Consider the following 26,028-nt stretch of genomic DNA (forward strand, 5'->3'; position numbering starts at 1 on the left):
AAGGCGGCGACGATTGCCCGCGCGAGGACATGGCACGGCCCATCGTTCTCGGCGGTCTGCTGGTGTGGTGATCGGCCGCCAGCGAACTAGGATGCAATGCGCGCGTGCGTGCCTGCGTGCTCCCTGAGCAGGTAGAGAAGCCCCCCGCCGTCGATCAACTCGAGCGGTTTGTCCTTCGAGAAGTTGTAGGCGTCCGTCCCGTAGCCGCTGGTGCATACGAGGATGCCCTTGCTCGCACCCTCGTTGAGCATCGTGCCGTACAGGTCGCGGACAGCGCTGACGCCGACCGTGTCCCGGTAGCGCTTGGCCTGAATCACTACCTTGCCACCGAGGACGGGGCGTGGATCGAACGCCACCGCGTCAACACCACCGTCGCGCGATGAGCGCGTCAGTTTCGTGTCCAGCCCCATTTTGCCAAACAGGTTGGACACAAGGGTCTCGAACTCGCTCGGGGTCAGATCCATGAGGTTAGGGCGGGATTCCAAGACCCCGAGGGCATCGCCTTGCTCGATGAACCGCTTGTCGAACATGTCGAACTCGACGATAGGTTTCACAGCCTGGAACTCATCTGGGCGCGCCGAGACCTGAGCCCCCAGATTGCGCAAGCACGCGATCTTGTCGACCTTGTCCAGATACAGTCGGTCAAACTCTGTCTTAAGTGCGCGAACGCTGACCACCGGGACACGGGTCTCGCGGCCGCTGGCGGGGTCAACTGTATCCAGTACACCATTGAAGGTGACCAAGGCCAGTGCGCCGGCTTGGTCGGCCTCGAAGACCTCGTGAAGCGTACGAAGCGTCACCGCCGCCAAAAGATCCTGGTAAAACTTCTTTACCTCGGCGGGCTTGCGTGCCTTGGACTCAATCTCATCGCGCGTCTTAACGTATCGGTAGTCCGCCTGGCTCGGGATCACTGACGACAGGGGTAACTCGTACTCGATCACCAGCTCGTCCGAGGACGCGTTGAAGGCGAGGCGAAAGTTCTGCGGGAAGCCCTCCTCCGGGTACTCGGAGCGCGTCAGGACCATTTCGTTGTATGCGACCACTGCGTCTGCTTCCTTCGCCCTGTAGTCCGCCTCGAACTCGTCCACCTCAGCGTTGCGACGTTGTTGGTCTGCCTGGTACGCTGCCTTGCGCCGCTCGTGGTCGGCATGCGCGTTCGCGAGCGCTAATGCCTTTGCGGCCTCCGAGCGTTCGTGGGCTGCGAGCGCCTTTGCGTGCTCTGCCCGCGACTGCTCGACGCTGCGTGCATGCTTTGCCCCAGCGCCTGGTACGAGCCTCTGCATCCAGCTCGGCGGAGGGATTGCGGCCTCGAGGGGCGCAGGCTTCGGAGCCAGCTCGGGAGGGCGCTTGAAGTCCTCGAAGGGCATGCGGTTGCGCAAGGAACTAAAGCTGATACGGTCATCAACACGCAGCGTGTGACTCAGGATGCCCTGAAGGGCATCGAGCTGGTTCGCGATCTCGGCGTTTAGGTCATCGGCCTCCGCTTGCCGATCTGCCAGGTAGTGCCCCTTGGCCTCTTTTGCGGCCGCTGCGTCGGTACGACGCAGCTGTGCCATCGCCATGCGCTGATGACGCTCCACCTGCCTTGCTTGCGTTGCGGCGGTCCTCACTGCCCTTTGGCGATCGCGCTCTGCGGCCGCCATTGATCGACCAACCGCACGAAGAAATCCTTCGACTCCAGACCTACGTCCCATTGTTCTCTCCCGTTTAGCCTTGCCCTACGAACAGCCAGTTCTTGCGCCCGGTCGCCCAGTGCCTGATCTGCTGCTCATCGAAGTTGTTGTCGATAGGCAATGCCGGATCGTGCAGGTAGCGCGTGAGCGCACCCCAGCGCTTGAGGTTGTAGTCCATCGCTTTGGCCGTGGCGCTGCCGTCCGGCACTTTGGCGCGGTAGATCACGAGCCAGTCATGCAGCGCTTGCTCAATCGGCGCCGCTCGCGTTCGTCGCTCTCGCAGCCTGTCCGGCGTTGGCCTTCGCTTGGAGGTTTAGTGCGGGCGTACCGGTGGAGCGCTGTCACTGAAACAGCCAGACGCATCAGGAGGGAAATCTCAGGATTCAAGAGCGCCGGTGTTGACTAGCCTGGCGCTTGCCCACCCGCATCGGCCTGCGCAGCAAGAACAGGGCCGAGTTGCTGCGCGAGTAGCTCATCAATCAACTCAACCAGGGGAACCAAGTCCAGAGCCCCCCCTGCAAGGCTTGCGTCAACCTGAGCGAGTGCTGCCACGTAGCGCGGCCGGTTCTGCCTGAGCAATTCCGGAAGTGCCGTGTCCCCCGGCAACATGCCCCCGAGCTTGAGACACAGTACAAAGTAGGCGGCAGCCCTGGCCGTGCGGCCGTTGCCGTTGATAAAGGGATGAATGAAGTTAATTCGCCAGAGCACAAATGCTGCAAGGACAACCGGCTCGGATCTGTCCCATTGGCGATTCACCATGTTTACGAAGTCGTCCATGAGTGCGCCCACGCGAAAGTGAGCAGGCGGCTCGTGGTTCACAATGTCGCCCGTCATGATGCTGACGGGGCAGGGCCGGTATTCACCTGCGTTGGTGTGCATGCATGCGATGGCGTGAAAGTTCAGCGCCTTTATGACCGTGGACGACAGAAAGGCTCGATCGACGGTCAAGCTGGCCTGAATGATAGAAGCCAGAAAGCTGTACTGGCGGCTACCGTTGGCGGCTTCGAGCTGTTCGTACGCTGAGTGTTGCTCAGTGCCGGTTATCTCGTGCAGTATCAATTTGCAGCAGCGAGCAAGTCACCCATTTCGCGGCGCAGTTGCTGGCGCACCTGATCCTTCGTCATGGTGTTGTTCTTGCCGAGAGAGCCGAACACGAAAGACACGCGTTGCTCGAAACGCTGTTCAGGAGACTGAGACATCTTGGCCGCGCGCTCCAGAGCTTGAAGCACCGCGGGGTCACTCTTCAAAGCAAGGGTGTTCAGATTCATGGCATTCCTGAAGTGGCAACGCCGCTGTGAGGCGGCGACGGTTCAAACATATCCGAACTTCGGAGGGCGAACAAATTTCCGAGAGCGATTAGCGCAATCATGCATCGAAAACGCGCAATTCGCATCACCCAAAAGGAGGGGGGAAACGCGCTAATCACACACTCTGCCCGCAGCCGGATCAACCCCGGAGCCCATTCGGCAAAACACGCGATTCTAGCGCGGCATACTCGTCCTGGCTACTCGGACGGAACGGGTGACCATCTCAGCAGCCGTGGTCTCGTTCTCAGGCAATCCGGCAACAATTTGCCGATCCGGCACCATAACGAACGTCTGCTATGGGCCAAGCGTCAAATACACGGCCTCAGCCCTGACTAACGCAATCCATGCACACTCTGGCGGCCTAAATGCCGAGTGTTGCCACAATAGCCGAAAGTCCGGCGGGTAAGTCTGATAGGTTAGTTTGCGCTCAACTCACGAGCAAGCAACTCGATCGCCTCCCGCTTCTCCAGCATGTAGTCGTGACCGTCGTAGTGCCTGGCCTGGATGCCCGTCAGTCCGTGCGATTGCACGTGCCCCCGGATCTCGCGGCTGATGCGGTTGGCAGCCAGCAGCGTTTCCACACCGGACCGAACACGCTTCAGCTGAAAACCTTCAAGCGCATCACCGACCACCTGCGCTGCCCAGCCCGATAAGGTCGTGCCTGAGATTGGCTTCACACCCTTAGTCGTGGAGAAGACATGGTCGCCAACGCGTTCGAATGCCTGAAGGTCGCGCACAGCCGCCTTGATGATCGGCACCGTGTGTGCCCGAGGGCCTCGTCCCGGGCGGCCCTTGGTGTCATGGATCGTGATCGAGTCTGCGCGTACGTCTGCCCAGCGCAGGCGCACGAGCTGCTCGATGCGTTGTCCGCCTGTGAGCAGGTGCATGCGCAGGCAGCGACCGCGTAGCCCCGGCAGCTTCTCGATCAACTGCCAATAGGTGCGGAGTTCATCGGTGCTCAGCGGTCGCTTGTCCGCGCCGTCGAATCGACCATCGCGGCGCGTCTGAGCTGCCGGGTTAGTCTGAACGGCGTAGGCTTTGAATGTGACCGGAATCGACGCTGTCACGCGCACATCGACGGCGCACTGAAACGCGGCCCGCAGATAGGCTCGGAGCTTGTTCGACGTACGCCCTTGCCCTGCTCAGCCAGCCGTCGCAGCATGTCGATCACCTGGTCCTGAGTGATTTCGCTCGCCGGCGTCTGAGCCAGCGTGGGCCAGGCTTTCACGACATGCAGATCGAAGAGGTTCTTCGCCTCGCGGGCGCTGATGCGGCCCTGGGTCGCCTGATGCTTGACGTAATCATCAAGCAGCTTGCCCAGCGAATGCGCGGCCCGGGTCGCCGCAGCCTCCTTGTCGGCCACATACTGCCTGAGCTCAATGGCCTTAGCCTCTTTGAGGCCACCGATGCCTTGTAGCTCCGTATGCTTGAGGGATAGCTGGCGGCAACGTTCGCGGGCAGCAGCGACGCTCAAGCCACGTGATGTCGCTACCAGCTTTTTGGGCGGCGACACGGGGTCGTAGGGGCCGAGCGGCTCGCGGTGCGTACGACCCTCGTTCGCGTAACGCCAGTAGAACTGGACCGCGCCCGTACTCAATCTGCGCGCCTGCAAGGAGCCGCCTTGCTCCAACTTCTCGATCGTGATGAAGGTTCCGGCGGGCAGCGCCAGAAGCTGTTTTGGCAGCGCCAAAGACGCTGGTGCCAGTCCGCTCATTTTTGTCCCCCTTTTTTCTGGTGCCAGTCTGGTGCCAGTTTCAGGGGAGATGCTACGAGATCGCCTGGAACGTCGGTAGACATAACCTATTGATTTATAATGATTTGTTCGTCCCGGGAAATCTCGTAAAATCCCAGTTTGAAGTTCTCATAATCCTTTGGTCGCAGGTTCAAGTCCTGCACGGCCTACCAAGTATTCATGCGGGTTAGTAGGCGATTTCTTCGTTTCGCTGCAGACCGACAAGTACCCACAGGTACAGATTCGGGACCGTGGTCAGGGGCGGTGGCAGCCGACAGCCTGAATGGCGACCGTCGTTTAGACCGATTTTGGGGCACCGAAAACCTTCGACTTCGGTCAGCGCTGCTCTCAGCAGCAGGGGCTGTTTCAGACTTACGTGCAAACAAGCAAGCGCCTTCGGCCCGAATCGGGTGAAGGCGCTCTCGCTTTCTTGGCCATGTCCAAGCCCATCTGACCCCACCGCGCCCTCCAGCGGTTTAGCCTGCCCCCTTCACGGGCGGCTCTGCGCGGGGGCGGCGGAGCAGGGGATCAGAGCGCGCCGAACTTGACGTTGATGCCTGTGAAGAAGCCGATGTCGTTCTTCTTGACGCCGCTGGGAGGCTTGCTGTTGTATTGGTCCGAAAGGCTGACGGTGAGGTTCAGCGTGCTGCTCATGGCGACTGCCAGCCCCGCACTGAACTTGGCCAACATCGCCTTGTCGCCGCTCAGGCCCGGGTACAGGTCCAGGCGCTGCGTGAAGGCCACGGTGGACGACAGCTTGTGGGTCGAAGTTTCAGCCAGGTAGATGCTGGCGCGCGAGAAGCGGGTGTCGGTCTTGCCGCCGATGGTTTTGGTGACGCTGTACTTGTCGGTCGTGTAGCTCAGGCCGCCGAGCAGGTCGAAGGTGGTCAGCTCGGTGTTGATGACCTTGAAACCCAAACCACCCGACAGACCGTTGCGCAGGCTCAGGCCCGTCAGCTTGTCGCCTTCCATGCCGAGCTTGCCGAACGCGTAGGTTTGCGGGGAGAGATTGAAGTCGTATTGACCGGTGGCAGCCCACTTGTCGGCCGTGGTCATGTCCGCACCGTTGACCTTGCTCTTGGCGTAGTTGATGACAGCGCCCAACGTGATCTTGTCATCGGCTGTGGCCCGCGCCACACCGGCGTTGAGTTGCAGGTTGGTGGACGTGGTGTTGCCCGAGTTCATCGCCAAGGCAGCGCCGCCAGTGCCGCGCCACTCTCCGTCGGTCTTGGCTTGCGCCAGGGCGCCGCCCGCGGCGAGGCAGGCGAGTGTGGAGCAGGCGAGCTTGATCAGCTTCGAAGTCATGTGAGGTTCCATTTTTTGGGTTTCAGGGCAGTGCTCCGCCCAGCGCGCCAGCGTTCACGCAGCGCGCGGGCGGGCCTTCAGGGCCGTGCGGGCCGTGCGGGCCGTGCGGGCCTTGAAGAGGCCTTAGTTCTTTGCGAGCGAGTCGCGGATCTGGCGCAGCAGGATCACGTCCTCCGGCGTGGCGGCGGGGGCAGCCGCGACGACCGGTTCGGCCTTCTTCATTTGATTGATCAAGCGAACCATCATGAAGATGATCAGCGCGAGGATGGCGAAGTTCAGCGCAACGGTGATGAAGTTGCCGTAGGCGAACAAGGGCACGCCCGCCTTGCTCAAGGCCTCGTAGGTCATCGGCCCAGTGAAGGTCGCGGGCGCGTCGGCCAGCTGGATGAAGTAGTTAGAAAAATCCAGACCGCCGAAGATCTTGCCGACGATCGGCATGATGAGATCTTTGACCAGGGAGTCGACGATCTTGCCGAAGGCGCCGCCGATGATGACGCCGACGGCGAGGTCGACGACGTTGCCCTTCATGGCAAATTCTTTGAATTCAGATGTGAAGCTCATGGGTGTTTCTCTTCAGGGCGTGTGTTGAGGGAGTGGTGCTGAGGGTGCCGCGCCATCAAGCCTTGCTTGTCGCCGCGACACCGGATTTCGAGGAACTGGAGCAGGCTTTGCCGGGCACCCGGCTCGATCAGTCGTCGCGGCCGGCGACGACGCGGTATGCCATCGCGCCCAGCAGTGCGCCGGCAATCGGCGCCACCCAGAACGCCCACAGCTGCTCCACCGCCCAGCCGCCGACAAACAGCGCCACGCCGGTGCTGCGCGCCGGGTTCACCGAGGTGTTGGTGACGGGGATGCTGATGAGGTGGATCAGGGTCAGGCCCAGGCCGATCGCGATCGGCGCGAAGCCTTTCGGGGCGCGTGCGTCGGTGGCGCCGAGGATGATGACCAGGAACATCGCGGTCATCACCACTTCGCAAACCAGCGCGGCCAGCATCGAATAGCCGCCGGGCGAGTGCGCGCCGAAGCCATTGGAGGCGAAGCCGCTCGACAGCTCAAACCCGGCCTTGCCACTGGCGATGAGGTAGAGCACCCCGCCGGCGGCCACGGCGCCCAGGGTTTGGGCCACGATATAGGGCAACAGCTGGGTGGCGGGGAAGCGGCCACCCGCCCACAGGCCGATCGAGACCGCCGGGTTCAGATGGCAACCGCTGATGTGGCCGATCGCGAAGGCCATCGTCAACACCGTCAAGCCGAAGGCCAGGGAAACACCGAGTAAGCCGATGCCCACGCCCGGAAACGCCGCCGCCAGCACGGCACTGCCGCAGCCGCCGAGTACCAGCCAAAAAGTGCCGAGAGCCTCGGCGCCGTACTTGTTCATAGTCGTTCTCCTCAAGGGTTGTCAGGTGCGCTGGGTGCCGCATTCGGCGTGCGCTTGCCTGAAGTTGCCTCGGCATCGTAGGGAGCGAGAGGAGAGGGCGCGCCCACCGCCGGTTGGGCCCGAACCCATACCTGGGTCGGGCATTGGGCGCGGGCTTTGGGCGCAAGACCTGAGATGCGCCCGATCAGGGCGCCGGCACCAGCCTGTGCTTGATGGCTTTGAGAACGGCCTCGGTGCGGTTGTCCACCTGGAGCTTGCCGAGGATGTTGGTGATGTGGAACTTCACCGTCGGCACGGCGATGGCCAGCTCGGCCGCGATCTCGGTGTTGTTCAAGCCGCGGGTCATCAAGGCCAGCAACTCGGTCTCGCGGGGCGTGAGGTCGGCGCCGGGCGAGCCTTGTTGACGCCGCGTCATCAGCGCATCGGTGGCCTCGGGCGCCAAGGTGCGCCGGCCCGCATGGGCGGCGCGGATGACCGCCACCAGTTCATGGGCGGACGCATTCTTCAGCACGTAGCTGTTCGCTCCGGCCTCGATGGCGCGCTCGACTTCTTGCGGGTCGACCAGACTGGTCAGAATCACGAAGCGGGTGCTGGGCATCTGCGGGCGCAGCAAAGAGACGGCCGCGATGCCGTCCATTTGCGGCATGACCAGGTCCATCAGAACCACATCGGGGGCTGCCGACGGGATCAAGCGCACCGCGTCTTGCCCATTGCCCGCCTCGCCAACGCGCAAGAACTCGTCTTCGCCGTCAATCATCGCGGCGAGACCCGCGCGGATCATGGGATGGTCGTCGACGATAAACACGCGGATCTTGTCGCTCTTCATGACTTGGCGCCTTCCCACTCAACTTGCAACAGCGTGCCTTGCCCCGGGGCACTGGTCAGGGTCAGCCGGGCGCCAATCTCCAGCGCCCGGCTGCGCATGTTTTCGAGCCCGAAATGCCCGGGGTGCGCCACGTCAGGGTCAAAGCCCGCGCCGTCATCACGGATCCGCAACACGACCTGGCGAGCCCCATGCACCTCCCAGCGCACCTCACAGTGGCGCGCGGCACTGTGCCGGGCCACATTGGACAGCGCCTCTTGCGCGATGCGGTACAGCTGGATTCGCAGATCCGGCGTCAAGGCGTCGTCCGCCGCCAGCACGGAGTCGACCTCGATGTCGCCGCGACAGACCACCGCTTCGATCGCGTGCTTCAGCAACTCGGCCATTGGCGTCTGCTGCAGCGCGTCGGGACGCAACTCGAACATCAGCAAGCGCATCTCGGCGAGCGCGCCGCGGTTCAGCCGTTCCAGCGACTCGGCTTGGGCCGCCACCGTGGCGGCGCTCGGCGGCGGCTCGCGTGCTGCGCTGCGCGCCAGCGTGCCGGCCAGCACATTGGCCGCAAACAAGGTCTGCGAGACGGCATCGTGCAAGTCGCGAGCGATGCGGTTGCGCTCGGCCATGACGGCCACCTCGCGCTCCTGCTCTTGCAATCGGGCATGGCGCATGGCCAAGGCGGTCTGGCTGCTCACGGCCTTGAGCAGCCGAGCCCGCTCGGCGTCGAAGTGATCTTCTTCTTCGTGGTCCACCCGCATCACGCCAAGCACGTCCTCGCGGTAGCGCAGCGGCACGGCCATCCAGGACCGGCTGGCGCGGTAGAGCTCGGAAGAGCGGGCATCGTCGGTGACCTTGGACCACAGCCAGGACAAGAGGCCCTGCCGCGCGCGGTTCTCGATCAGCGGCTGGCGCTCGCGCTCGATCTGCTCGTAGCGCTGCAGGTTCGCGCGCGACAGACGCATGCCCGTCAGGTCCTCGCTGCTCGCCTGCTGATGGCCAGAGCCCGCCCGGTAGCCCAGCAGCACGATATGCCCACCCGCCGCGCGTTCGCTGCGCGTCCACAGCGAGGCACTGGCGTACTCCATCGTTTGGCCGAGTGCGGCCAGCGCTTCGTCGACCAATTCGTGCAGGTTGGACTTGCTGGCCAGCCCGATGGACAGGTCCTGCAAGGTGGAGAGCTCATGGGTGCGCGCCGCGAGGCGTGTCTCCAGGGCCGCGTTGCGTTCTTCCAGCAAGCGCTCCCGCAAGCGCGCAGCGTCGACCATGCGCCGCAGGTTCACACTGGCGCGCCGCAACTCCTGCGTGCAGTCGAGCAGGGGCAGTTCCATGTCGAGCGGTGCATCGTCTCTGCGCAAGACATGGGCCGCATCGGCGAGCGTGTTCACGGCCCTGCCTGAGCGCTGTGCAAGCCAGATGGCAGGCAGGCCCGCCCCCAGAGCCCCGCCGGCGATGCCGAGGACGAGCGGCCAAGCTGGTGTCACCGCCATGGCAGCGACGCCGCCCAGGGTCAGAAGCAGCACGCAACTGCCCGTGATGCCGATCTGAGCGGGCAGGCTCTGCGCGTCGAACCAGCGCCGGCCGGTGTCGATCAGGCCCATAGGCTCGGCGTGAGCAACGACCCAGGTTCAGCGGGCCTGGGCATCGGAGTCGTCCTTCTTCTTCTCGAACGACGCAACAGCGGCCTCGAGCAAGCGGGCCGCAACATGGCGCCCCCCAACCCCGGCTGCAATCGCCACGGCAAGGGCCACGGCACCGAAGACGCACCCGAACGCGATCGTGACGATGTCCGCAGGCAGGCCCGCCTGACGCAAGGCAAGCGCCGCGGTGAAGAACAGGATCACGGCGCGCGCCAGATGCGCCAACACCTTGGCATTGGGTGCCGCCGTGCTGCTGACCGCTCGCCCGGCCACGGCTGCGAGCCACAGGCCCGCACCGAAAATCACGAGCGCTGCCGCCAAGTGCGCGAGCAAACCGCCGAGCGAGGCGACGGCCTCGGTGAGCACCGCGAACCCGAGCACCTCGCAGGCTTGTGTGAGCGCCAGCAGAACGGCCGCGACCATCAGCGCGCCACCCGCCAACTCCGAGGGGTCGCGCCCACCAAGGCGCCAGTCCGGTGGCATGCCCAACTGGCCCGGAAGGCGATTCAGGCCCAGGCCGGCCAGCAAGGCGGTCAGCAGGCCTGCCAGCATGCGCCCCAGGATCGCCCCAATGGCGACGATCAGCCCGGCAGAGATCAGCCGAGGGACAAGATCAATCACCGAGTCGAAGAGGCGCCCCACCGGTTTGGCGACGACTTCCAAGCCCAAGGTCTGCAATGCGGCGCTCAGCGTTGGCAGCAAGACCAGCAGAAATACGGCCGACCCGATGACACTGGCCAAGGTCCGATCGCCCAGCGCCGTGCCGAGCCCGATGCGAGCCGCGAGTCGCTCAGACCCTGCCGCGGTCAACACCCCAGTCACCAGTTCACGCAGGATGCGCGCCGCGAGAAAACCCACCCCGAACACCACGACTGCGCCCATGACACCCGGCAGCGCACTGAGCAGCCGCGCCATCATCGCGTTCACCGGCGTCAGCAGCCCTTCCAATTCGAGTGCGCCGAGCAAGGCCGGCAATGCGAACAACCAGACGAGCCAGTACGCAATATTGGCCAGCAGATCCGTCAGGCCGGGTGTTTGCAAGCGGGCTTCAATTCCGCGGGCGGCAGCCACCCGGCTCACCGCCGAACGCGCCAGCCGCGCCAGCAACCAGGCCACCAGCAATAGAGCTCCTGCTCCCAGGGCTTTGGGCGCGAACGGGCCCAACCAAGAGCCCGTCGCGGACAACAAGTCGTTCCATTGATTCATTGAGATCCCTAGGCGCAGCTGCCATTGTTCGCAGCGAACGCCGCCACGGCGTGGATGTTACAAAGCTTTGTGATCGCCGCACCCATCCCAGAGTCGGGGATCGTGGGTCCTTGGAGGAACGAGCCAAGCTCGCGGTTTAGGCGCCGAGTGATGTCGTGGGCAAGATCAGAAAGTCCACGCTCTGCGGCACCGACCTGTACAGCCTGCGCGGCGATGCGCCGACCGGCCTGCCTGGCACCGTGCTGGGCCATGAAGGCGTCAGCGTCAAGGTCGACCAGAACCCGGAGCGACTGGGGGCGCACAAGGTGACGGTCACCACGGGCCTGGTCGACACGGTGAGCATGCCGATGTTGCGCAAGACCTTGCAGCCCTAGACTCTGCCCATGCCCCTCGCTTCCGATCATGCTGTTTCGCGCCTGCGCGCTGCCTGCCTCTTGCAGGACACGAACAACACCCGCCCCCGGCTCGACCGCGGCGAGCCCCGCATCGAGCGTTGCGGGCGCTGCCGCCTGATTCCAAGCCATTGCATGTGCCATCTGCGGCCGGTGCTGGCTCCGCTGCCGGGGCGAGCCGCCGTGTGCCTGATCATGGCGGAGTTCGAGGCCCTCAAGCCCAGCAACACGGGCTGGCTGATTGCCGATGTGCTGCCCGATACGCAGGCCTATTCATGGTCGCGGGTGCGGGTGGAGCCCGGTCTGCTGGCCTTGCTGGCTGATCCGCAATGGCAGCCCTTTGTGGTGTTCCCGGGCGAGTTTGCCGAGGGGCGCGAGGTGGTGACGGAGCTAGCCGCCTTCTTGCCCAGGGATGATTCAGCTCCGGTCCCCAAACGCCCCTTGTTCCTTCTGCTCGACGGCACCTGGTCCGAGGCACGCAAGATATTCCGCAAAAGCCCGTATCTGGCGAATCTGCCGGTGTTGAGTCTGCAACCCGAGCAGCTGTCGCGTTACCGCCTGCGCCGCTCTTCCCACGAGCACCACTTCTGCACCTCGGAAGTGGCGGCTCTGTGCTTGGCCCTGGCCGGTGATGAGCATGCTGCGCAGACGCTGGAGGCTTACCTGGAGGTGTTCAGCAATCGCTACCTCAGCGCCAAGCAAAGTGTGGCGGCGGACGAGGGGGACGAGGGGCATCAGCGTTTGCGGGCGCTGGCGGCGGAGCAGACCCGCCGAGCCTGAAGAATCCGGAAAAGCCGACAAACCCGACAATGCAGCATGGCCCTGCAGCTCCGCACCAAATTCATCCTTCTCGCCGTCCTGCCTCTGGTGACCAGCCTTTTGCTGATCGCGCTGGCGGTGCGGCATCAGGAGCGCGAGCTGGTGCAGCGCGAGCATGCGCTGGTGGAGCGCGCCTATATGGAAGCGCGGCGGGCGGAGCTGAAGTCTTATGTGGCGCTGGCGGTCAGCACGGTGAAGCCGCTGTACGAGGCGCCGGGTGACCCGCTGGTCCAGCGGGCGCAGGCGCTCAAGCTGCTGGCCTCGCTGGACTATGGGCCGGACGGTTACTTTTTTGTCTACGACCTGGACGGCAACTCGCTGATGCACTCGCGCCAGCCTGAACTGGTGGGGCGCAATTTGTGGGACATGCGCGACCCCCAGGGCCGGCCGACCATCCAGGAGTTGATCGCGCAGGCGCGCCAGGGCGGCGGCTTTGTCGATTACCTCTGGCGCCGCCCGTCCAAGGGCCAGGTCGAGGCCAAGCTCGGCTATGTGGTACCGCTCGATCGTTGGGGCTGGATGATTGGCACGGGCCTCTACCTCGGCGACCTGCATGCCACCATGGAGCAGCTGGACGCCCAGGCCAGCAGCAATATCGCCACCACCTTGCTCTGGATCGCCGGCATTGCCGTCTTCGGCGTGGCCTTGATCAGCAGCACGGGGCTCTTGCTCAATGTCAGCGAGCACCGCATCGCCGATGCGAAATTGCGCCTGCTGGCCCATCAGGTGGTGCAGTCGCAAGAGGACGAGCGCGCGCATCTGGCGCGCGAGCTGCATGACGGCACCAGCCAGACCTTGGTGGCGACCAAGCTGCTGGTGGAATCAGCCGTGGACGCGCTGGAGGCCGGGCGGCCGATGCCGGCGCGCGTGCTGGCCACGGCCTTGGAGCGGCTCAAGACCTGCCTCGACGAGGTGCGGCGCATCTCGCATCGCCTGCGCCCGGCCATGCTGGACGACAGCCTGGGCTTGCCGGCCGCGCTGCAAGCCCTGGGGCGCGAGTTCGAGGACGATGGTGGCGCGGGTCTGGTGGAGGTGAGCGTGCAGGGCGAGCCGGTGGAGCTGCCCGAGCTGGTCAAGACCGTGCTGTTCCGCGTGGCGCAAGAGGCGCTGACCAATGCGGCCAAGCATGCGGCGGCCGCGCATCTGCAGCTGGGCTTGAGCTTCGAGCCCGGTCGGGTGCGGCTGCAGATCAGCGATGATGGCGCCGGCTTTGACGAGGCCGCCGTGCAGGAACATCCACGCCAAGGCATCGGCCTGCGCAATATGCGCGAGCGCCTGGCCTCCATCGGCGGGCGCTTGCAGATCCGCTCGCAGCCGGGCGCGGGCACCGAGGTCTGGGCCGAAGTGCCGCTGTCTCTGAACCCCGCTTCCATGGCCTCCGCATGAACTCAGTTTTCGCTTCTGCCCCGATCCGCATTGCCCTGGTGGACGACCACCCGCTGGTGCGTGATGGCCTGCGCCTGCGCCTGGGCGCGGTGCCGGAGTTCGCGGTGGTGGGCGAGGCCGGTGATGCGCGCGAGGCCCTGGCCTTGCTGGCGCACACCGCCGTGGACATCGTGCTGATGGATGTGGGCATGAAGGAGGTCAGCGGCATTGAGCTGGCCGCCGATCTCTTGCAGCGCCAGCCGGGCCTGCGCGTGCTGATGCTCAGCATGTACGACAACCCCGAGTATGTGCAGCGCGCCCTGCAGGCCGGTGCCCAGGGCTATGTGCTCAAGGACGCGCCGGCCAGCGAGATCGTGGCCGCCATCCAGGCGGTGGCGGGCGGGGGCACGTTCTTGAGCCCGGCGGTGTCGCGCCGTCTGTTCCGCGCCCAGACACCGCGGCCCCTGCTGTCTCCGCGCGAGAGCGAGGTGCTGGCCGCCTTGGGCCGCGGCGAATCGAGCAAGCAGATCGCCGCCGCCATGGACCTGAGCGTGCGCACGGTGGAGGCGCACCGGCAGAACATCAAGCGCAAGCTGAATCTCGAGGGCCAGGCGGAGTTGATCAAGTATGCCGTCGAGCATGCCGGGCAGGCGTGAGAGCTTGTAATTTTCTACTGCGCGACTGCCATGCGTCGTTGGTCCGGTGCTCGGAATCCTCACGTACAGGAAGTACGTTCCGGTTCCTGTGCTCCGTCCGCCTAGCCTGACAGCCGCTCGCTACAAAAATTCTCAAGCTCTGCGTCTGGCGGGCGCACGCGGCAGCACAGGCCTGCGCCCCATCAGGGTTGACCCTTAAGTGATGCCACGCGCCGCCGCGCGTGGTCTGACGGATGCGCGCGGCCGGCCGCTGGCCGAGACTGCGGCCACGCAGCGGTCCCCCTCGTTTTTCTTGCCTGTTTCTCTCTCTCGTTCCCACAACCAAGACCGCGCGGATCAGGAGACAAAACTCATGTCCTCGAACATCAGGCGCCACCTTGGGTGGCTTCTGGTCGCGGTGCTGGGCGCTTTTGCGCTGGCCACCGTGGCCCTGGGCCGCGGCGAAGCGGTCAGTGCTTTGTGGGTGGTGGTGGCCGCAATCTGCGTCTACCTGATCGCCTACCGCTACTACAGCCTCTTCATCGCCAGCCGCGTGCTGGAGCTGGACCCGCGGCGCCAAACGCCCGCCTGGCGGCACAACGACGGTCTGGACTACGTGCCGACCAACAAGTACGTGCTCTACGGCCACCACTTCGCCGCCATCGCGGGCGCTGGCCCTCTGGTCGGCCCGGTGCTGGCTGCGCAGATGGGCTACCTGCCCGGCTTGCTCTGGCTGCTGGCCGGCGTGGTGTTTGCGGGCGCGGTGCAAGACTTCATCGTCCTCTTCATCAGCACCCGCCGCGACGGCCGCTCGCTGGGCGATCTGGTCAAGCAGGAGATGGGCCTGGTGCCGGGTCTGATCGCGCTGTTCGGCGCCTTCATGATCATGATCATCATCCTGGCCGTGCTGGCGCTGATCGTGGTCAAGGCCCTGGCGCATTCGCCCTGGGGCACCTTCACCGTGGCAGCCACCATCCCCGTGGCGCTGTTCATGGGCGTGTACCTGCGCTATCTGCGCCCGGGCCGCATCGGCGAGATTTCCATCATCGGCTTTGTGCTGCTGATGCTGTCCATCGTCGGCGGCCAGTGGGTGCATGAGAGCCCGGTCTGGGGCCCGATGTTCACCTTCGAAGGCACGACGCTGACCTGGATGCTGATTGGCTACGGTTTTGTCGCCGCTTCCATCCCTGTGTGGCTGCTGCTGGCGCCGCGTGACTACTTGTCCACCTTCCTGAAGATCGGCACCATCGTGGCCCTGGCCATCGGCATCGTCTTCGTCGCACCGACGATGCAGATGCCGGCTATCACGCAGTTCGCCGCCGGCGGTGGCCCGGTCTGGTCGGGGGACATGTTCCCCTTCCTGTTCATCACCATCGCCTGCGGTGCCGTCTCGGGCTTCCATGCGCTGATCTCTTCGGGCACCACGCCCAAGATGCTGGAGAACGAAACCCACGCGCGCTTCATCGGCTACGGCGGCATGCTGGCCGAAAGCTTTGTGGCGGTGATGGCCTTGGTGGCCGCCTCCTGCATCGAGCCGGGCGTGTACTTTGCGATGAACAGCCCGGCCGCCCTGGTGGGCAAGACGCCCGAGGCCGTGGCCGCCACGCTCTCGACCTGGGGCTTTGTCATCACGCCCGAGATGCTGATCCAGACCGCCAAGGACGTGGGCGAGAACACCATCCTGGCGCGCGCCGGCGGTGCACCGACCCTGGCCGTGGGCATGGCGCAGATCCTGCATCAAGCCATCGGCGGCAAGGCCATGATGGCCTTCTGGTACCACTTCGCCATCCTGTTCGAGGCGCTCTTCATCCTGACCGCCGTGGACGCCGGCACCCGCGCCGGCCGCTTCATGCTGCAAGACCTGCTCGGCAGCTTCGTGCCCGCCCTCAAGCGCACCGATTCGCTACCCGCCAACCTGATCGCCACCGCGCTGTGCGTCTCGGCTTGGGGTTACTTCCTCTACCAGGGCGTGGTCGATCCGCTGGGCGGCATCAACACCTTGTGGCCGCTGTTCGGCATCGCCAACCAGATGCTGGCCGCCGTGGCCCTGATGCTGGGCACCGTGGTGCTGTTCAAGATGAAGAAGCAGCGCTATGCCTGGGTGACGGCACTGCCGGCCCTGTGGCTGCTGATCTGCACCATGACCGCCGGCTGGCTGAAGATCTTCTCGTCCGATGCCAAGGTGGGCTTCCTGGCCCACGCCAGCAAGTACAGCAAGGCCCTGGCCGATGGGCAGCTGCTGGCCCCGGCCAAGACGCCCGAAGCCATGAGCCGTGTGGTCTTCAACGACCGCCTGGACGCCGCCCTGTGCGTGCTCTTCATGTTCGTGGTGATCAGCGTGCTGATCTACAGCGTTCGCGCCATCCTGGCCGCGCGTGCCTCGGCCAAGCCCACGGCCCAGGAAACGCCGTTTGTGGCTTTGTCGGCTGCCGCTGCGACTTGAGCGATCCATGGCGGCCGCTGATGACGTGATCGAACAGGCGCGTGAACTGCGCCAGCGTGTCGGCCAAGCCGGCCGCTACCTGGCCCAGGGCCTGCGCCTGATGGTCGGCTTCCCCGACTTCGACACCTACCGCGAACACATGGCCCGCACCCACCCGGACCAGCCGGCCATGACCTATGAGCAGTTCTTCCGCGAACGCCAGGCGGCGCGTTACGGCGGGGCGGATGGTCGGATGAGCCGCTGCTGCTGACCCGGCGGGCGGCTGCCGGCCGCACATTGCGGACCTTGGCTTGGGTGACGATCGGGCCGACTGGGTGCTTTGCTCCGTTCATGTCCTCCGCCCCCAGCCTGTGGCTGGGGGCTCCTCCTCCTTTACTTCACTTCGCAGAGCACCCAGCCGACCCGATCCAGCAAAGCCTTGCCCCATCGACGAGAGCGCCAATCGGTGGCCCTGACAAGGGGTGTTGGGTGAGTGCTGAAGCGAAGTAAAGGAGGAGGGCCGCGCGCAGCGCGGCCCGGGGGACATGAGCGGAAGTACTCTCCCGACGCCCCTTGGCACAAGCCCAAGCTTCAAGGGCTGTTCTGTGCCGTTTGCGGCCTTCGGCCTCAGACCTTCTTGCTGTAGAAGGCCTGCGCCACCAACTGCTCCAACACGCCTGCGTCCACATCGGCCAGCCGCTTCAGGTAGACGCAGCCTTTGCCGCACTTGTGCTTGCCCAGCGCTTCCAGCAAGGGCTCGGCTTCGTCAAACCCTGTCAGGCCGTAGAGCGCGATATCCGCCGCCCGCGAGGCAAAGCCCACGGCGCAAATCTCACCGGTCTTGCCGCCCGCCAGCGGGTAGCGGTGCAATCCGAAGCCGACGATGGCGCTGCCCCACATCACCGCAGGCTGGCCGGTGGCGCGCTGCATCAAGTCGGCCAGCGCCAGGCAGTCAGCGCGGCGGGTGGTATCGGCAATCGCGTTCAGGTAAGCGGCCACATCGGCGGCTGTGGCTTGGGTCTTGTTGGCGGGCATCGCTCAGGGCTTTCAAGTCTCGGTCGGGGGAGATGTTGAGGGGCAGGCCAGCGTCGGCTTCTTTCAGGGCAGCCGGTCGTCAGCCTCCTCGTTCAATCGCAAGAAGGTGCCCGCAGCATCGAACTTCAGGCCGAGCTGGCCGATCCAGACAAACCCCTCCTTCTCAAAAGGCTCGCTCTCGGGCACGGGCTGTCGCGCAGCCTCGATCAGGGCCTGTCGGGTGTACGAACCCTTGGCCATCGTTCGGATCAGGGCCCTGGTTTGTGCCAGTGCCTGCCTTGTGTCGGATGCCGAAACCTCGGCATAACTGCGTGTGATGGCTGCGTCGATTGCGTGATAAGCCCACCAGGCGTTGGAGCCGATGAGTGCTGCGATGAGCGCAAGGACGAGGTGGCGAGGATGACGCATGGGCGAGGGGCTCCTGTTGTGAGGAGGGGTGAGCACATTCATCGGAATTGTGCGGTCGCGGCCAGCGCTCTCGACCTCCCGCCGCGTTCTCGGAGAATGAGTGCGCCCCACTTCTTGCGAATGCTCTATGTTGTCGCCCGACCGATCCCCCGCCGTCTACCGCGCCCTCGCTCTCCACCTCGCCCACCCCGACCCCAGCCAGCCGCCGCTGATCCAGGGCCTGAGCTTCGAGCTGCGCCCGGGCCTGAGCCTGCTGCGCGGCGGCGATGGTCGCGGCAAGACGCGCTGCTTGCGTTTCATCGGTGGGCGGTTGGGCGCGCCGCTGTCGGGCCAGATCGAGTGCAGCCTGGCGCCGGAAGACATCTTTTTCGAGGACCCGACCGACCCGGCGCTGGATGCACAGCAGGCCTCGGCATGGCTGGCGGGTTTGCGTCGCGGCCATGCCGGCTGGCGCGCGGACCTGGAGCCGGCCTTGGTCGAAGGTTTTGCTCTGGCGCCGCATCTGGACAAGCCGCTCTACATGCTCTCGGCCGGCAGCCGGCGCAAGCTGGGCTTGCTGGCCGCGGCTGTTTGCGGCGCCCGCCTGACCTTGCTGGACACGCCGTTTGCCGCCCTCGACGGGCGCTCCACCCGCCTGCTGGGCGAGCTGCTGCAAGAGGCCGCAGCGCAGCGTGAGCGCGCCTGGCTGCTGGCCGACTACGAGCGGCCGGCTTGCTTGCAAGGGGTGGACTTGCAGGCTGCGATCAATCTGGGAGACTGAGCCAAGCCGCGCCAGTATTCACGTGCTTCCTGGGGATGGCCGGCGAGCCAGCTGGCTCCTATGGTCGTGCTCGCACCGCAGCGTTGCGGGAAGCTAGCAAGCAAGGAGCATGGCATGGCATACGGTGATCGGGTCTTGCGACAAGGGCTCAAGGGTGACGATGTGGTGGAGCTGCAGCTGCGCCTGGCGGGCTACCGCGGCACGCTGCTCGATGGCGACTTCGGCTCGGGCACCGAGCTGCAGGTGAAGTGCTTTCAGCGCGACTACATGGGCCTGAGCACGCCCAGCGGCGTGGTGGACCGCGCCACCTTTCTGGCCATCGACGAGCTGGCCAGCCGCTTTCCCATCGACTTTGCGCAGCTGCGCTGCCCTTGCGGGGGCTGCAGCGGTTTCGGCCAGGGCCGCTTCAAAGGCCGCTACATGCCGGGCGGCGAGGGGCAGGAAAAGTTCCACCGCTATGAATACCCCGGCATCCACCGCCTGATCCTCTGGGCGGCGCGGGCCTTGTTTGCTTACCGCGAGGACATTCGCTTCAGCTTCTCCTCGGGCTACCGCTGTGCGGTCGAAAACGAGCGCAAGGGCCGCACCACCACCAACCATCACGGCAAGGCGGTGGACATCGACACCGTGCTGGCGCCCGGCATGGGCAAGCGCGAAGACCTGGAGCGCTGCAACGCGCTGCGCAGCCTGCTGGTCGAAAAGTCTAACGCCCAGATCGGCTGGCTGGGCCGCAACCGCAAATCGCTGGAACCCTCGGAAATCGCGCCCACCTGGGTCCACTACGACGTGCGCGAGTACGAGAGCAAATACCTGCGCGACGATTTCTTCTGCCGCGACCTGGCCGGCCTGGACCGGCGCGTGCCGATCACGGTCTGAGCCCGGGCTTGCCGCTCAGAAGCTCAGCACTCAAAAGCTCAATACAAAGGCCGCGCCCCCTCCAGCGGCCGCACATGGCGCACGCGGCCGCCCATGCCGTGCACCAGCTGGCGCACCATGGACTCCACGGTCCGCTGCTGCTGACCCTGGGCATCACGCTTTGGCCGCCGCGCGCCACATCCGCCTGGCCTTGAGCCTGCAGCCGGTTGAGGCCTTGCGCTGATTGACGGTCGATCAACGGCAGACCCAAAGCCCGGCGCACAGCGCCAGGCCGATGGCATAGAGCCAAGCCGTGCCCGGCACCAGATAGGGGTAGAGCATCAGCGCCACGCCAAGCCAGAGCTGGCGCCGATTGCCCTGCTTGCGACCCAGGCGCCAGGCCACCAGACCGATCAGGCCGAAGACGATGGCGCCGAAGATGTAGGCGGGGCTGGGTAGCTCCAGGCCCAGGGCTTGCAGCTCGCTGAGGGTGGCGTTCATCGCCGCATTGTGGGCCTCAGCGTAGACTTCCTCCCCCGGCCTGCGAATGGGCAGGCCGGCGAGAACCCACAAGGAAGTGAAGAGACTATGAGTGAGCAGCGCCTGATGGTCGGGGTGGACAAGTTTGAGAACATCGTCGCCCTGCTGCTGGAAGAAGAAGGTTACTGGGTGCGACGCGGCTTCAAGGTCAGCTTGACCCAGGATGAAAAACGCCAGATCGGCAAGACCTCGGCGCCCAAGCCCGAGATCGACATGCTGGCCTACCACCATGGCCGCAACGAGCTGCTGGCGCTGGAGGTCAAGGCCTACCAGGACACGCCCGGCGTCAAGCTGGCGCAGATGCAGGAAGTCCACGAAGTGCCGACCGGCCGCTTCAAGCTCTTCACCAGCGAGGTTTACCGCCGCGTGGTGCTGGCCCGCCTGCTGCAGGACCTGAGCGCCGTCGGCATGGCCGATGCCCAGACCCAGGTGCGCCTGGGCCTGATCGCTGGCAAGGTCAATCAGGGCCAGAGCGAAGCGCTGCGTGCCCACATGCAGGAGCAGGACTGGTTGTTCTGGTCGCCTGATGATGTCAAGGCCAAGGTGGCGGCGCGTTCGGTTCAGGCTTGAGAGCTTGATAGTTTTTTACTGCGCGACCGCCATGCGTCGTTGGTCCGGTGCTCGGAATCCTCACGTACAGGAAGTACGTTCCGGTTCCTGCGCTCCGTCCGCCTAGCCTGACGGGCGCTCGCTACAAAAACTACCAAGCTCTTGGATTGGACGAGGATGGACGATGTCGTCGATTGAACGCTTGCTGCCTCATGGCACCGGCCGTCTGCACTTGCGCCGCCTGCGCGCCAGCGATCTGGCGGATTTCCAGTCCTACCGCCAAGATCCGCAGGTGGGCCTCTACCAAGGCTGGCAGGCGCAGAGCGATAGCGAGGCCCTGGCTTTTTTGCAGCAGATGGCCGAGGCGCCGCTCTTGCAGCCCGGGGTCTGGTGCCAGTTGGGCATGGCCGATGCGGCCAGCGATCGCCTGATCGGTGACATTGGCATCTGCTTGGCCACAGACGCTGCCTCGGTCGAGATCGGCTTCAGCCTGCGGGCGTCCCGCCAGGGCCAGGGTCTGGCGGCCGAGGGCGTGGGCGCCTTGATATCACTGCTTTGGGCCCACACGCCGGCGGCTGAGGTCCGTGCCATCACCGATGCGCGCAACCTCGGCTCCATCCGCTTGCTGGAGCGCCTGGACTTTGCGCGGGTGGACAGCCAGGACGCGGTGTTTCGCGGCGAGGCCTGTGTGGAGCACCACTACCGCCTGCTGCGCCCCGCTCAAGTGGCAAGGTAGTTCCAGCTGCCTTCGCAGCGCACAGTGCTGCGCACCGAGTTTGCGATGAAGCAGTGCTCGTGCGCGGCATGGTGCAAGGCTTGCACGGCCGCCTCGTCGGGCGCCTTGGCGCCGCTGAACTGCACCTCGGGCCGCAGCATCACCTCGGTGATGGCGTCCTGCCCGGCTTCGTTGGGGGCCATCAGGCCTTCGGCCGGGTCGTCGTAGCGGGTCACCACATAGCCGGCGCGGGCCGCCAGGTCCAGGAACCAGAGCATGTGGCAGCTGGACAGGGCGGCGATGAAGGCCTCCTCGGGGTCCACCGCGCTGGGGTCCGAGAAGGGCAGGCGCACGACGGTGGGCGAGCTGGATGCCGCCACATCGGCGCCGCCGTCAAACTGCCAGCGGTGGGCGCGGCTGTAGCGCCGGCCCGTGAAGTCTTCATCGGGGCCCAGGGCCCAGCGGATGGTGGCGTGGTGCGTGGACATGGGAGCGATCCTTAGCAGCGGTGGGCTGCATCTTCCGTCATCCCGCGCAGCGCAAGGTCAGGTTGATGCGCTGCTCGCCCAGCAGCGGGTGGCGGCCCGGGGCCAGCGCCTGCACGCCGTGGAAGGCCAGGCGCGAGGGCCCGCCCCAGACCAGCACATCGCCATGCTGCAGCGGCCAGCGCGCCGGCCGCTCGCTGCGGCTCAGGCCGCCGAACATGAACAGGGCCGGCAGGCCCAGTGAGATGGAGACGATGGGTTGCCGCAGATCCTGCTCATCGCGGTCCTGGTGCAGGCTCAGCGGTGTGCCGGGCAGGTAGCGGTTGATCAGGCAGGCGTCGGGGCGAAAGCCGGGGTAGCCGGCTTCCTCGGCCACCGCCACGGCCAGCTCGGCGATCACCGGCGGCAGGGCCGGCCAGGGCAGGCCGCTCAGCGGATCCCTTGATTGGTAGCGGTAGCCGCGCGCGTCCGAGACCCAGCCCAGGGGGCCGCAGTTCGTCATCGCCACCGCCATGCGCCGCCCGCCCGGGGTGAGCCAGTGTCGTAGGGCAGCGACGGCGATCACGCCCTCGGCCGCCGCGAGCAGTTGCGGCGCCTGGGCCAGCGCCCGGCCGCGCAGCAGCACCGCGCCGGGGGCCAGGTTTTGCCTGGCGGGTGGCGGCTCCAGGGCTTCAAACAGGTCGAGATTCATGTGGCGCGAGCCTGGGTTCTTGTCAATTGGTGAAATCTTTTTTGGGTCAAATTCAGCAAGACTGCTGGCTTGCAAAAGCTTGCAAACCCGGCTTTCCGTGGCCTGAAAAGCGAGTGGTCGCTGACATATTTATTTTTCTATCACCAGCACCGGCTCGCGGCGGGCCGATCCGCTGATCCGGGTCAAAACGGGCTCGCTAAGATGAATGCAGCATGCGCAGCCGGGCTTTCATGGCCCGGCCAGCCGCCACAGCCTGACGCTCCTTTTCTTGATTTTGCGCCCCTCCCTCGGAGTACCCCGTATGAGTTCTTCCAGCAGCACCCCCCAAGCCACCCAGTTCGATTTCGAAGACAGCCTGGCCCCGCAGCGCCAGCCCCTGGCGGCGCCGGCCGCCTTGCCGGCCCAGGAGATCAGCGCCGAGGTGCTGCTGGAGAAGTACGCGAAAGGCGAAGAGCAGACCCTGGACGAGCTGCGCCTGCGCGTGGCGCGCGCCCTGGCCCAGGCCGAGGCGCCCGAGGCCCGGGCCGAGTGGAAAGCCAAGTTCCTCGATGCCCAGCGCCGCGGCTTCGTGCCGGCCGGTCGCATCAATTCCGCCGCCGGCACCGAACTCAGCGCCACCTTGATCAACTGCTTTGTGCAGCCGGTCGGTGACTCCATCGCTTCGATCGACGACGGCCACCCGGGCATCTACACCGCGCTGACCGAGGCAGCCGAGACCATGCGGCGTGGCGGCGGCGTCGGCTACGACTTTTCCCGCATCCGCCCGCGCGGCGCCTGGGTCGGCTCGACCCAGAGCAGTGCCTCCGGCCCGGTCAGCTATATGCGGGTGTTCGACCGCAGCTGCGAGACGGTGGAATCGGCCGGCGCACGCCGTGGCGCGCAGATGGGCGTGCTGCGCTGCGACCACCCCGATGTGGAGGAGTTCATCCGCGCCAAGGACAAAGGCGATCTGAAGAACTTCAATATCTCGGTCGGCGTGACCGATGTGTTCATGCAGGCCGTGGAAGCGAACGCCGAGATCGAACTCGTGCACAAGGCCGAGCCCGGCGCCAAGCAGCGCGCGGCCGGCGCCTACCAGCGCGGCGACGGCCTCTGGGTCTACCGCAAGCTGCAGGCGCGCGAGCTTTGGGACATGGTGATGCGCTCCACGTATGACCACGCCGAGCCCGGCGTGCTCTTCCTGGACCGCATCAACGCCGACAACAATCTGTACTACTGCGAGTCGATCTCGGCCACCAACCCCTGTGCCGAGCAGCCGCTGCCGCCTTATGGCTGCTGCTGCCTCGGTTCGGTCAACCTGACCCATTTCGTGCACCAGCCTTTCGGCCTGGACGCCCGCTTCGACGGCGAGGCCTTTGCCGAGGTTTGCCGCACCGCCACCCGCATGCTGGACAACGTGCTGGACGTGACGCCCTGGCCGTTGCCCGCGCAGCAGCAAGAGGCACGCAACAAGCGCCGCGTCGGCCTGGGCTTCACCGGCCTGGGTGACACCCTGGTGATGCTGAATCTGCGCTACGACAGCGAGGCCGCGCGCGCCATGGCCAGCGAGATCAGCACCCTGATGCGCGACGCCGCCTACGAGGCCTCGGCCGATCTGGCGCTGGAGCGCGGCGCCTTCCCGCTTTTCAACGCCGACCTGTACCTCTCGGGCGGCAACTTCGCCTCGCGCCTGCCGCAAGGCTTGAAGGACAAGATCCGCGCCCAGGGCCTGCGCAACTCGCACCTGCTGTCGATCGCGCCCACCGGCACCATCAGCCTGGCCTTTGCCGACAACGCCTCCAACGGCATCGAGCCCGCCTTCAGCTGGAGCTACACCCGCAAGAAGCGCATGGCCGACGGCAGCTACAAGGAGTACGCGGTCGAGGACCATGCCTGGCGCCTCTACCGCCATATGTTCGGCACCGACGCGCCCTTGTCCAAGGCCTTTGTGACCGCGCTGGAGCTCTCGGCGTCCGACCATGCGTCCATGGTGGCTGCGGTCGCGCCGTTTGTGGACACCTCGATCTCGAAGACCGTCAATGTGCCGGCCGACTACCCCTACGCCGATTTCCAGGACCTCTATACGCAGGCCTGGAAGAGCGGGCTCAAGGGCCTGGCCACCTACCGGCCCAATAGCGTGCTTGGTTCGGTGCTCAGTGTCGAAGCGGCCCAGCCGGCGCCGGCCGCCGCCGTCACCGCACCCGAGCCGCTCAAGCCCGTGGCCTCGGACGGCAGCAACCAGCGCATGCTGGTCTCGCGCCTGCCCAATGCGGTGCTGGCCTCGCTGCGCTGGCCCAGCCGGCCGGAGCTGCCTAACGGCAATCCCGCCTGGAGCTACATGATCCGCCACCCGCATGGCGACTTTGCGCTGTTCGTCGGCGAGCTGCCGGCCGAGGGGCCCGATGCCGGCCTGTTCGGCAAGAACCTGCCTTTTGAGGTCTGGGTCAACGGCGCTGAGCAGCCGCGGGGTTTGTCGGCCGTGGCCAAGACCTTGTCCATGGACCTGCGCAGCAATGACGCGGCCTGGCTGCGCCTCAAGCTCGATGCCCTGGCCACCGTGGCCGAGGAGCGTTCCTTCGAGATGGCCATGCCGCCGGGCGGCGAGCAACGCCTCTTCCCCGGCGTCGTCGCCGCCACGGCCGCAGTGATCCGCTGGCGTTGTGAGCAGCTCGGCGCCCTGGCCGAGGGCGGCGCCACGCCGGTAATCGACGCCATGTTCAGCCGCGAGGAGCCGCGCACCAGCACCATGGGCACCCTGGCCTGGGCGGTGGACGTGGACAACCCGGCCACCAACGAGCAATTCACTTTGACCCTGAAAGAGGTCAGCCTGCCCACGCCGGACGGCGGCTTTGTCACCCGGCCTTGCGCCATGGGTTTCTCGGGAAACTACCCCAAGGCGCTGGACGGCATGGCCCGCCTGCTGAGCTTGGACATGCGGGTGATGGACCCGGCCTGGATCGGCATGAAGCTGCGCAAGCTACTCAATGTCGGCGAACCGCTGGGCCACTTCATGGCGCCCGTTCCTAACCTTTCTGGTGAGCGGCGTCAGCAGATCTGGCCCTCGACCGTGGCCTATGTCGCACGCCTGATCATCCACCGCTACGCCATGCTGGGCGTGCTGGACGAGCAAGGCCTGCCCCTGGTCGAGATGGGCTTGCTGCAAGCGCCGCAAGCCGCGCGCTCCGCTCCTGGTGTCGCTCTGCAGGCCCAAGCTGGCAAGCCCTGCCCGGAATGCGGCAACCGCACCATGATCCACAAGGACGGTTGCGATTTCTGCACCGCCTGTGGTTATGTGGGGGCAGTTTTGTCTGTGTGTTGACCCT

Annotated in this window: 27 protein-coding genes and 1 pseudogene; 11 read left to right on the forward strand and 17 right to left on the reverse strand. The window is 65.6% G+C overall.

Going from position 1 to position 26,028, the window contains the following annotated elements; translation table 11 throughout:
• Nucleotides 1–86: 86 nt before the first annotated feature.
• The 12 genes and pseudogenes from ACQY39_RS08210 to ACQY39_RS08265 all read right to left on the reverse strand — a co-directional run bounded on the left by ACQY39_RS08210 (nucleotide 87) and on the right by ACQY39_RS08265 (nucleotide 11,055).
• Nucleotides 87–1,562 (reverse strand): restriction endonuclease, encoded by a 1,476-nt coding sequence (locus tag ACQY39_RS08210; protein WP_428505138.1) that lies wholly within the window; start codon nucleotides 1,560–1,562, stop codon nucleotides 87–89.
• A 154-nt stretch (nucleotides 1,563–1,716) separates the two neighbouring features.
• A pseudogene (locus tag ACQY39_RS08215) lies at nucleotides 1,717–1,962 on the reverse strand (IS66 family transposase); the annotation flags it as partial.
• Nucleotides 1,963–2,075: 113 nt separating this feature from the next.
• Nucleotides 2,076–2,732 (reverse strand): Fic family protein, encoded by a 657-nt coding sequence (locus tag ACQY39_RS08220; protein ID WP_428505140.1) that lies wholly within the window; start codon nucleotides 2,730–2,732, stop codon nucleotides 2,076–2,078.
• Nucleotides 2,729–2,941 (reverse strand): hypothetical protein, encoded by a 213-nt coding sequence (locus ACQY39_RS08225; RefSeq protein ID WP_428505142.1) that lies wholly within the window; start codon nucleotides 2,939–2,941, stop codon nucleotides 2,729–2,731. Before ACQY39_RS08225 ends, ACQY39_RS08220 begins: the two co-directional genes overlap by 4 nt.
• A gap of 455 nt (nucleotides 2,942–3,396) precedes the next feature.
• Nucleotides 3,397–4,047 carry a hypothetical protein gene (locus ACQY39_RS08230; RefSeq protein WP_428505144.1) on the reverse strand — a complete coding sequence of 217 codons (651 nt, stop codon included), beginning with the start codon at nucleotides 4,045–4,047 and terminating at the stop codon, nucleotides 3,397–3,399.
• Complete coding sequence (locus ACQY39_RS08235; RefSeq protein WP_428505146.1) at nucleotides 4,044–4,694, reverse strand: hypothetical protein; 651 nt, start codon at nucleotides 4,692–4,694, stop codon at nucleotides 4,044–4,046. Before ACQY39_RS08235 ends, ACQY39_RS08230 begins: the two co-directional genes overlap by 4 nt.
• Nucleotides 4,695–5,240: 546 nt before the next feature.
• Entirely contained in the window at nucleotides 5,241–6,017 is a 777-nt protein-coding gene (locus ACQY39_RS08240) for a DUF481 domain-containing protein (protein WP_428505148.1), read from the reverse strand.
• A 123-nt stretch (nucleotides 6,018–6,140) separates the two neighbouring features.
• Entirely contained in the window at nucleotides 6,141–6,578 is a 438-nt protein-coding gene (mscL, locus tag ACQY39_RS08245; RefSeq protein WP_428505150.1) for a large conductance mechanosensitive channel protein MscL, read from the reverse strand.
• A gap of 127 nt (nucleotides 6,579–6,705) precedes the next feature.
• Nucleotides 6,706–7,395, reverse strand: a complete 690-nt coding sequence (aqpZ, locus tag ACQY39_RS08250) for an aquaporin Z (protein WP_428505152.1) — start codon at nucleotides 7,393–7,395, stop codon at nucleotides 6,706–6,708.
• A 184-nt stretch (nucleotides 7,396–7,579) separates the two neighbouring features.
• Nucleotides 7,580–8,221 carry a response regulator gene (locus tag ACQY39_RS08255; protein ID WP_428505154.1) on the reverse strand — a complete coding sequence of 214 codons (642 nt, stop codon included), beginning with the start codon at nucleotides 8,219–8,221 and terminating at the stop codon, nucleotides 7,580–7,582.
• A complete protein-coding gene (locus ACQY39_RS08260) occupies nucleotides 8,218–9,810 on the reverse strand; it encodes a histidine kinase (RefSeq protein WP_428505156.1) in 1,593 nt (530 codons plus the stop codon). Before ACQY39_RS08260 ends, ACQY39_RS08255 begins: the two co-directional genes overlap by 4 nt.
• 27 nt (nucleotides 9,811–9,837) lie before the next feature.
• On the reverse strand, nucleotides 9,838–11,055 hold the full coding sequence (locus ACQY39_RS08265) for a mechanosensitive ion channel (RefSeq protein ID WP_428505158.1): 1,218 nt from the start codon (nucleotides 11,053–11,055) through the stop codon (nucleotides 9,838–9,840).
• A 155-nt stretch (nucleotides 11,056–11,210) separates the two neighbouring features.
• Here ACQY39_RS08265 and ACQY39_RS08270 point away from each other — a divergent pair, with 155 nt between their 5' ends.
• The 6 genes from ACQY39_RS08270 to ACQY39_RS08295 all read left to right on the forward strand — a co-directional run bounded on the left by ACQY39_RS08270 (nucleotide 11,211) and on the right by ACQY39_RS08295 (nucleotide 16,959).
• The gene (locus ACQY39_RS08270) at nucleotides 11,211–11,429 is read left to right on the forward strand and encodes a hypothetical protein (protein WP_428505160.1); all 219 of its coding nucleotides are present in this window, start codon (nucleotides 11,211–11,213) and stop codon (nucleotides 11,427–11,429) included.
• 9 nt (nucleotides 11,430–11,438) lie between these two features.
• A complete protein-coding gene (locus ACQY39_RS08275) occupies nucleotides 11,439–12,227 on the forward strand; it encodes a tRNA-uridine aminocarboxypropyltransferase (RefSeq protein WP_428505162.1) in 789 nt (262 codons plus the stop codon).
• A gap of 36 nt (nucleotides 12,228–12,263) precedes the next feature.
• Nucleotides 12,264–13,652 (forward strand): cache domain-containing protein, encoded by a 1,389-nt coding sequence (locus ACQY39_RS08280; protein ID WP_428505164.1) that lies wholly within the window; start codon nucleotides 12,264–12,266, stop codon nucleotides 13,650–13,652.
• Nucleotides 13,649–14,287 carry a response regulator gene (locus ACQY39_RS08285; protein ID WP_171829123.1) on the forward strand — a complete coding sequence of 213 codons (639 nt, stop codon included), beginning with the start codon at nucleotides 13,649–13,651 and terminating at the stop codon, nucleotides 14,285–14,287. Before ACQY39_RS08280 ends, ACQY39_RS08285 begins: the two co-directional genes overlap by 4 nt.
• A gap of 352 nt (nucleotides 14,288–14,639) precedes the next feature.
• Nucleotides 14,640–16,709 carry a carbon starvation CstA family protein gene (locus ACQY39_RS08290; RefSeq protein WP_428505166.1) on the forward strand — a complete coding sequence of 690 codons (2,070 nt, stop codon included), beginning with the start codon at nucleotides 14,640–14,642 and terminating at the stop codon, nucleotides 16,707–16,709.
• Nucleotides 16,710–16,755: 46 nt separating this feature from the next.
• Nucleotides 16,756–16,959 (forward strand): YbdD/YjiX family protein, encoded by a 204-nt coding sequence (locus ACQY39_RS08295; RefSeq protein ID WP_102769604.1) that lies wholly within the window; start codon nucleotides 16,756–16,758, stop codon nucleotides 16,957–16,959.
• Nucleotides 16,960–17,315: 356 nt separating this feature from the next.
• Here the strand turns inward: ACQY39_RS08295 and ACQY39_RS08300 are convergent, their stop codons facing one another.
• Together ACQY39_RS08300 and ACQY39_RS08305 are read right to left on the reverse strand one after the other, a co-directional pair.
• Nucleotides 17,316–17,723 carry a DUF1801 domain-containing protein gene (locus ACQY39_RS08300; protein WP_428505168.1) on the reverse strand — a complete coding sequence of 136 codons (408 nt, stop codon included), beginning with the start codon at nucleotides 17,721–17,723 and terminating at the stop codon, nucleotides 17,316–17,318.
• 63 nt (nucleotides 17,724–17,786) lie between these two features.
• Entirely contained in the window at nucleotides 17,787–18,131 is a 345-nt protein-coding gene (locus tag ACQY39_RS08305) for an Imm58 family immunity protein (protein WP_428505170.1), read from the reverse strand.
• A 127-nt stretch (nucleotides 18,132–18,258) separates the two neighbouring features.
• Here ACQY39_RS08305 and ACQY39_RS08310 point away from each other — a divergent pair, with 127 nt between their 5' ends.
• Nucleotides 18,259–18,891, forward strand: coding sequence for an ABC transporter ATP-binding protein (locus ACQY39_RS08310; RefSeq protein WP_428505172.1), 633 nt, complete (start codon nucleotides 18,259–18,261; stop codon nucleotides 18,889–18,891).
• 114 nt (nucleotides 18,892–19,005) lie between these two features.
• Nucleotides 19,006–19,767, forward strand: a complete 762-nt coding sequence (locus tag ACQY39_RS08315; RefSeq protein ID WP_428505174.1) for a peptidoglycan-binding domain-containing protein — start codon at nucleotides 19,006–19,008, stop codon at nucleotides 19,765–19,767.
• 234 nt (nucleotides 19,768–20,001) lie between these two features.
• Here the strand turns inward: ACQY39_RS08315 and ACQY39_RS08320 are convergent, their stop codons facing one another.
• On the reverse strand, nucleotides 20,002–20,247 hold the full coding sequence (locus ACQY39_RS08320; protein ID WP_428505176.1) for a hypothetical protein: 246 nt from the start codon (nucleotides 20,245–20,247) through the stop codon (nucleotides 20,002–20,004).
• An 87-nt stretch (nucleotides 20,248–20,334) separates the two neighbouring features.
• On the opposite strand from ACQY39_RS08320, the gene ACQY39_RS08325 reads away from it, so the two are divergent.
• Both ACQY39_RS08325 and ACQY39_RS08330 read left to right on the forward strand, forming a co-directional pair.
• Nucleotides 20,335–20,856, forward strand: coding sequence for a hypothetical protein (locus ACQY39_RS08325; RefSeq protein WP_428505178.1), 522 nt, complete (start codon nucleotides 20,335–20,337; stop codon nucleotides 20,854–20,856).
• A gap of 163 nt (nucleotides 20,857–21,019) precedes the next feature.
• On the forward strand, nucleotides 21,020–21,571 hold the full coding sequence (locus tag ACQY39_RS08330) for a GNAT family N-acetyltransferase (RefSeq protein WP_428505180.1): 552 nt from the start codon (nucleotides 21,020–21,022) through the stop codon (nucleotides 21,569–21,571).
• Here the strand turns inward: ACQY39_RS08330 and ACQY39_RS08335 are convergent.
• Together ACQY39_RS08335 and alkB are read right to left on the reverse strand one after the other, a co-directional pair.
• Nucleotides 21,556–22,038, reverse strand: a complete 483-nt coding sequence (locus tag ACQY39_RS08335; RefSeq protein ID WP_428505182.1) for an OsmC family protein — start codon at nucleotides 22,036–22,038, stop codon at nucleotides 21,556–21,558. The two genes, ACQY39_RS08330 and ACQY39_RS08335, sit on opposite strands and share 16 nt — an antisense overlap.
• A gap of 37 nt (nucleotides 22,039–22,075) precedes the next feature.
• Nucleotides 22,076–22,726 (reverse strand): DNA oxidative demethylase AlkB, encoded by a 651-nt coding sequence (alkB, locus tag ACQY39_RS08340; protein ID WP_428505184.1) that lies wholly within the window; start codon nucleotides 22,724–22,726, stop codon nucleotides 22,076–22,078.
• A gap of 301 nt (nucleotides 22,727–23,027) precedes the next feature.
• Here alkB and ACQY39_RS08345 point away from each other — a divergent pair, with 301 nt between their 5' ends.
• Nucleotides 23,028–26,024: an adenosylcobalamin-dependent ribonucleoside-diphosphate reductase gene (locus ACQY39_RS08345; protein WP_428505186.1), complete on the forward strand. Its 2,997-nt coding sequence runs from the start codon at nucleotides 23,028–23,030 to the stop codon at nucleotides 26,022–26,024.
• The last annotated feature ends 4 nt before the right edge of the window (nucleotides 26,025–26,028 follow it).

The sequence above is a fragment of the Roseateles sp. genome (assembly GCF_965262435.1).
Taxonomy (GTDB): domain Bacteria; phylum Pseudomonadota; class Gammaproteobacteria; order Burkholderiales; family Burkholderiaceae_C; genus Paucibacter_A.

Coding starts and splice junctions, on each gene's coding strand:
- ACQY39_RS08275 (WP_428505162.1), top strand. CDS start 11,439: ATGCCCCTCGCTTCCGATCATGCTGTTTCGCGCCTGCGCGCTGCCTGC.
- ACQY39_RS08240 (WP_428505148.1), bottom strand. CDS start 6,017: ATGACTTCGAAGCTGATCAAGCTCGCCTGCTCCACACTCGCCTGCCTC.
- ACQY39_RS08235 (WP_428505146.1), bottom strand. CDS start 4,694: ATGAGCGGACTGGCACCAGCGTCTTTGGCGCTGCCAAAACAGCTTCTG.
- ACQY39_RS08335 (WP_428505182.1), bottom strand. CDS start 22,038: ATGTCCACGCACCACGCCACCATCCGCTGGGCCCTGGGCCCCGATGAA.
- ACQY39_RS08265 (WP_428505158.1), bottom strand. CDS start 11,055: ATGAATCAATGGAACGACTTGTTGTCCGCGACGGGCTCTTGGTTGGGC.
- ACQY39_RS08305 (WP_428505170.1), bottom strand. CDS start 18,131: ATGCGTCATCCTCGCCACCTCGTCCTTGCGCTCATCGCAGCACTCATC.
- ACQY39_RS08315 (WP_428505174.1), top strand. CDS start 19,006: ATGGCATACGGTGATCGGGTCTTGCGACAAGGGCTCAAGGGTGACGAT.
- aqpZ (WP_428505152.1), bottom strand. CDS start 7,395: ATGAACAAGTACGGCGCCGAGGCTCTCGGCACTTTTTGGCTGGTACTC.
- ACQY39_RS08300 (WP_428505168.1), bottom strand. CDS start 17,723: ATGCCCGCCAACAAGACCCAAGCCACAGCCGCCGATGTGGCCGCTTAC.
- ACQY39_RS08255 (WP_428505154.1), bottom strand. CDS start 8,221: ATGAAGAGCGACAAGATCCGCGTGTTTATCGTCGACGACCATCCCATG.
- ACQY39_RS08320 (WP_428505176.1), bottom strand. CDS start 20,247: ATGAACGCCACCCTCAGCGAGCTGCAAGCCCTGGGCCTGGAGCTACCC.
- ACQY39_RS08260 (WP_428505156.1), bottom strand. CDS start 9,810: ATGGGCCTGATCGACACCGGCCGGCGCTGGTTCGACGCGCAGAGCCTG.
- ACQY39_RS08325 (WP_428505178.1), top strand. CDS start 20,335: ATGAGTGAGCAGCGCCTGATGGTCGGGGTGGACAAGTTTGAGAACATC.
- ACQY39_RS08225 (WP_428505142.1), bottom strand. CDS start 2,941: ATGAATCTGAACACCCTTGCTTTGAAGAGTGACCCCGCGGTGCTTCAA.
- ACQY39_RS08210 (WP_428505138.1), bottom strand. CDS start 1,562: ATGGCGATGGCACAGCTGCGTCGTACCGACGCAGCGGCCGCAAAAGAG.
- alkB (WP_428505184.1), bottom strand. CDS start 22,726: ATGAATCTCGACCTGTTTGAAGCCCTGGAGCCGCCACCCGCCAGGCAA.
- ACQY39_RS08345 (WP_428505186.1), top strand. CDS start 23,028: ATGAGTTCTTCCAGCAGCACCCCCCAAGCCACCCAGTTCGATTTCGAA.
- ACQY39_RS08310 (WP_428505172.1), top strand. CDS start 18,259: ATGTTGTCGCCCGACCGATCCCCCGCCGTCTACCGCGCCCTCGCTCTC.
- ACQY39_RS08285 (WP_171829123.1), top strand. CDS start 13,649: ATGAACTCAGTTTTCGCTTCTGCCCCGATCCGCATTGCCCTGGTGGAC.
- mscL (WP_428505150.1), bottom strand. CDS start 6,578: ATGAGCTTCACATCTGAATTCAAAGAATTTGCCATGAAGGGCAACGTC.
- ACQY39_RS08290 (WP_428505166.1), top strand. CDS start 14,640: ATGTCCTCGAACATCAGGCGCCACCTTGGGTGGCTTCTGGTCGCGGTG.
- ACQY39_RS08280 (WP_428505164.1), top strand. CDS start 12,264: ATGGCCCTGCAGCTCCGCACCAAATTCATCCTTCTCGCCGTCCTGCCT.
- ACQY39_RS08330 (WP_428505180.1), top strand. CDS start 21,020: ATGTCGTCGATTGAACGCTTGCTGCCTCATGGCACCGGCCGTCTGCAC.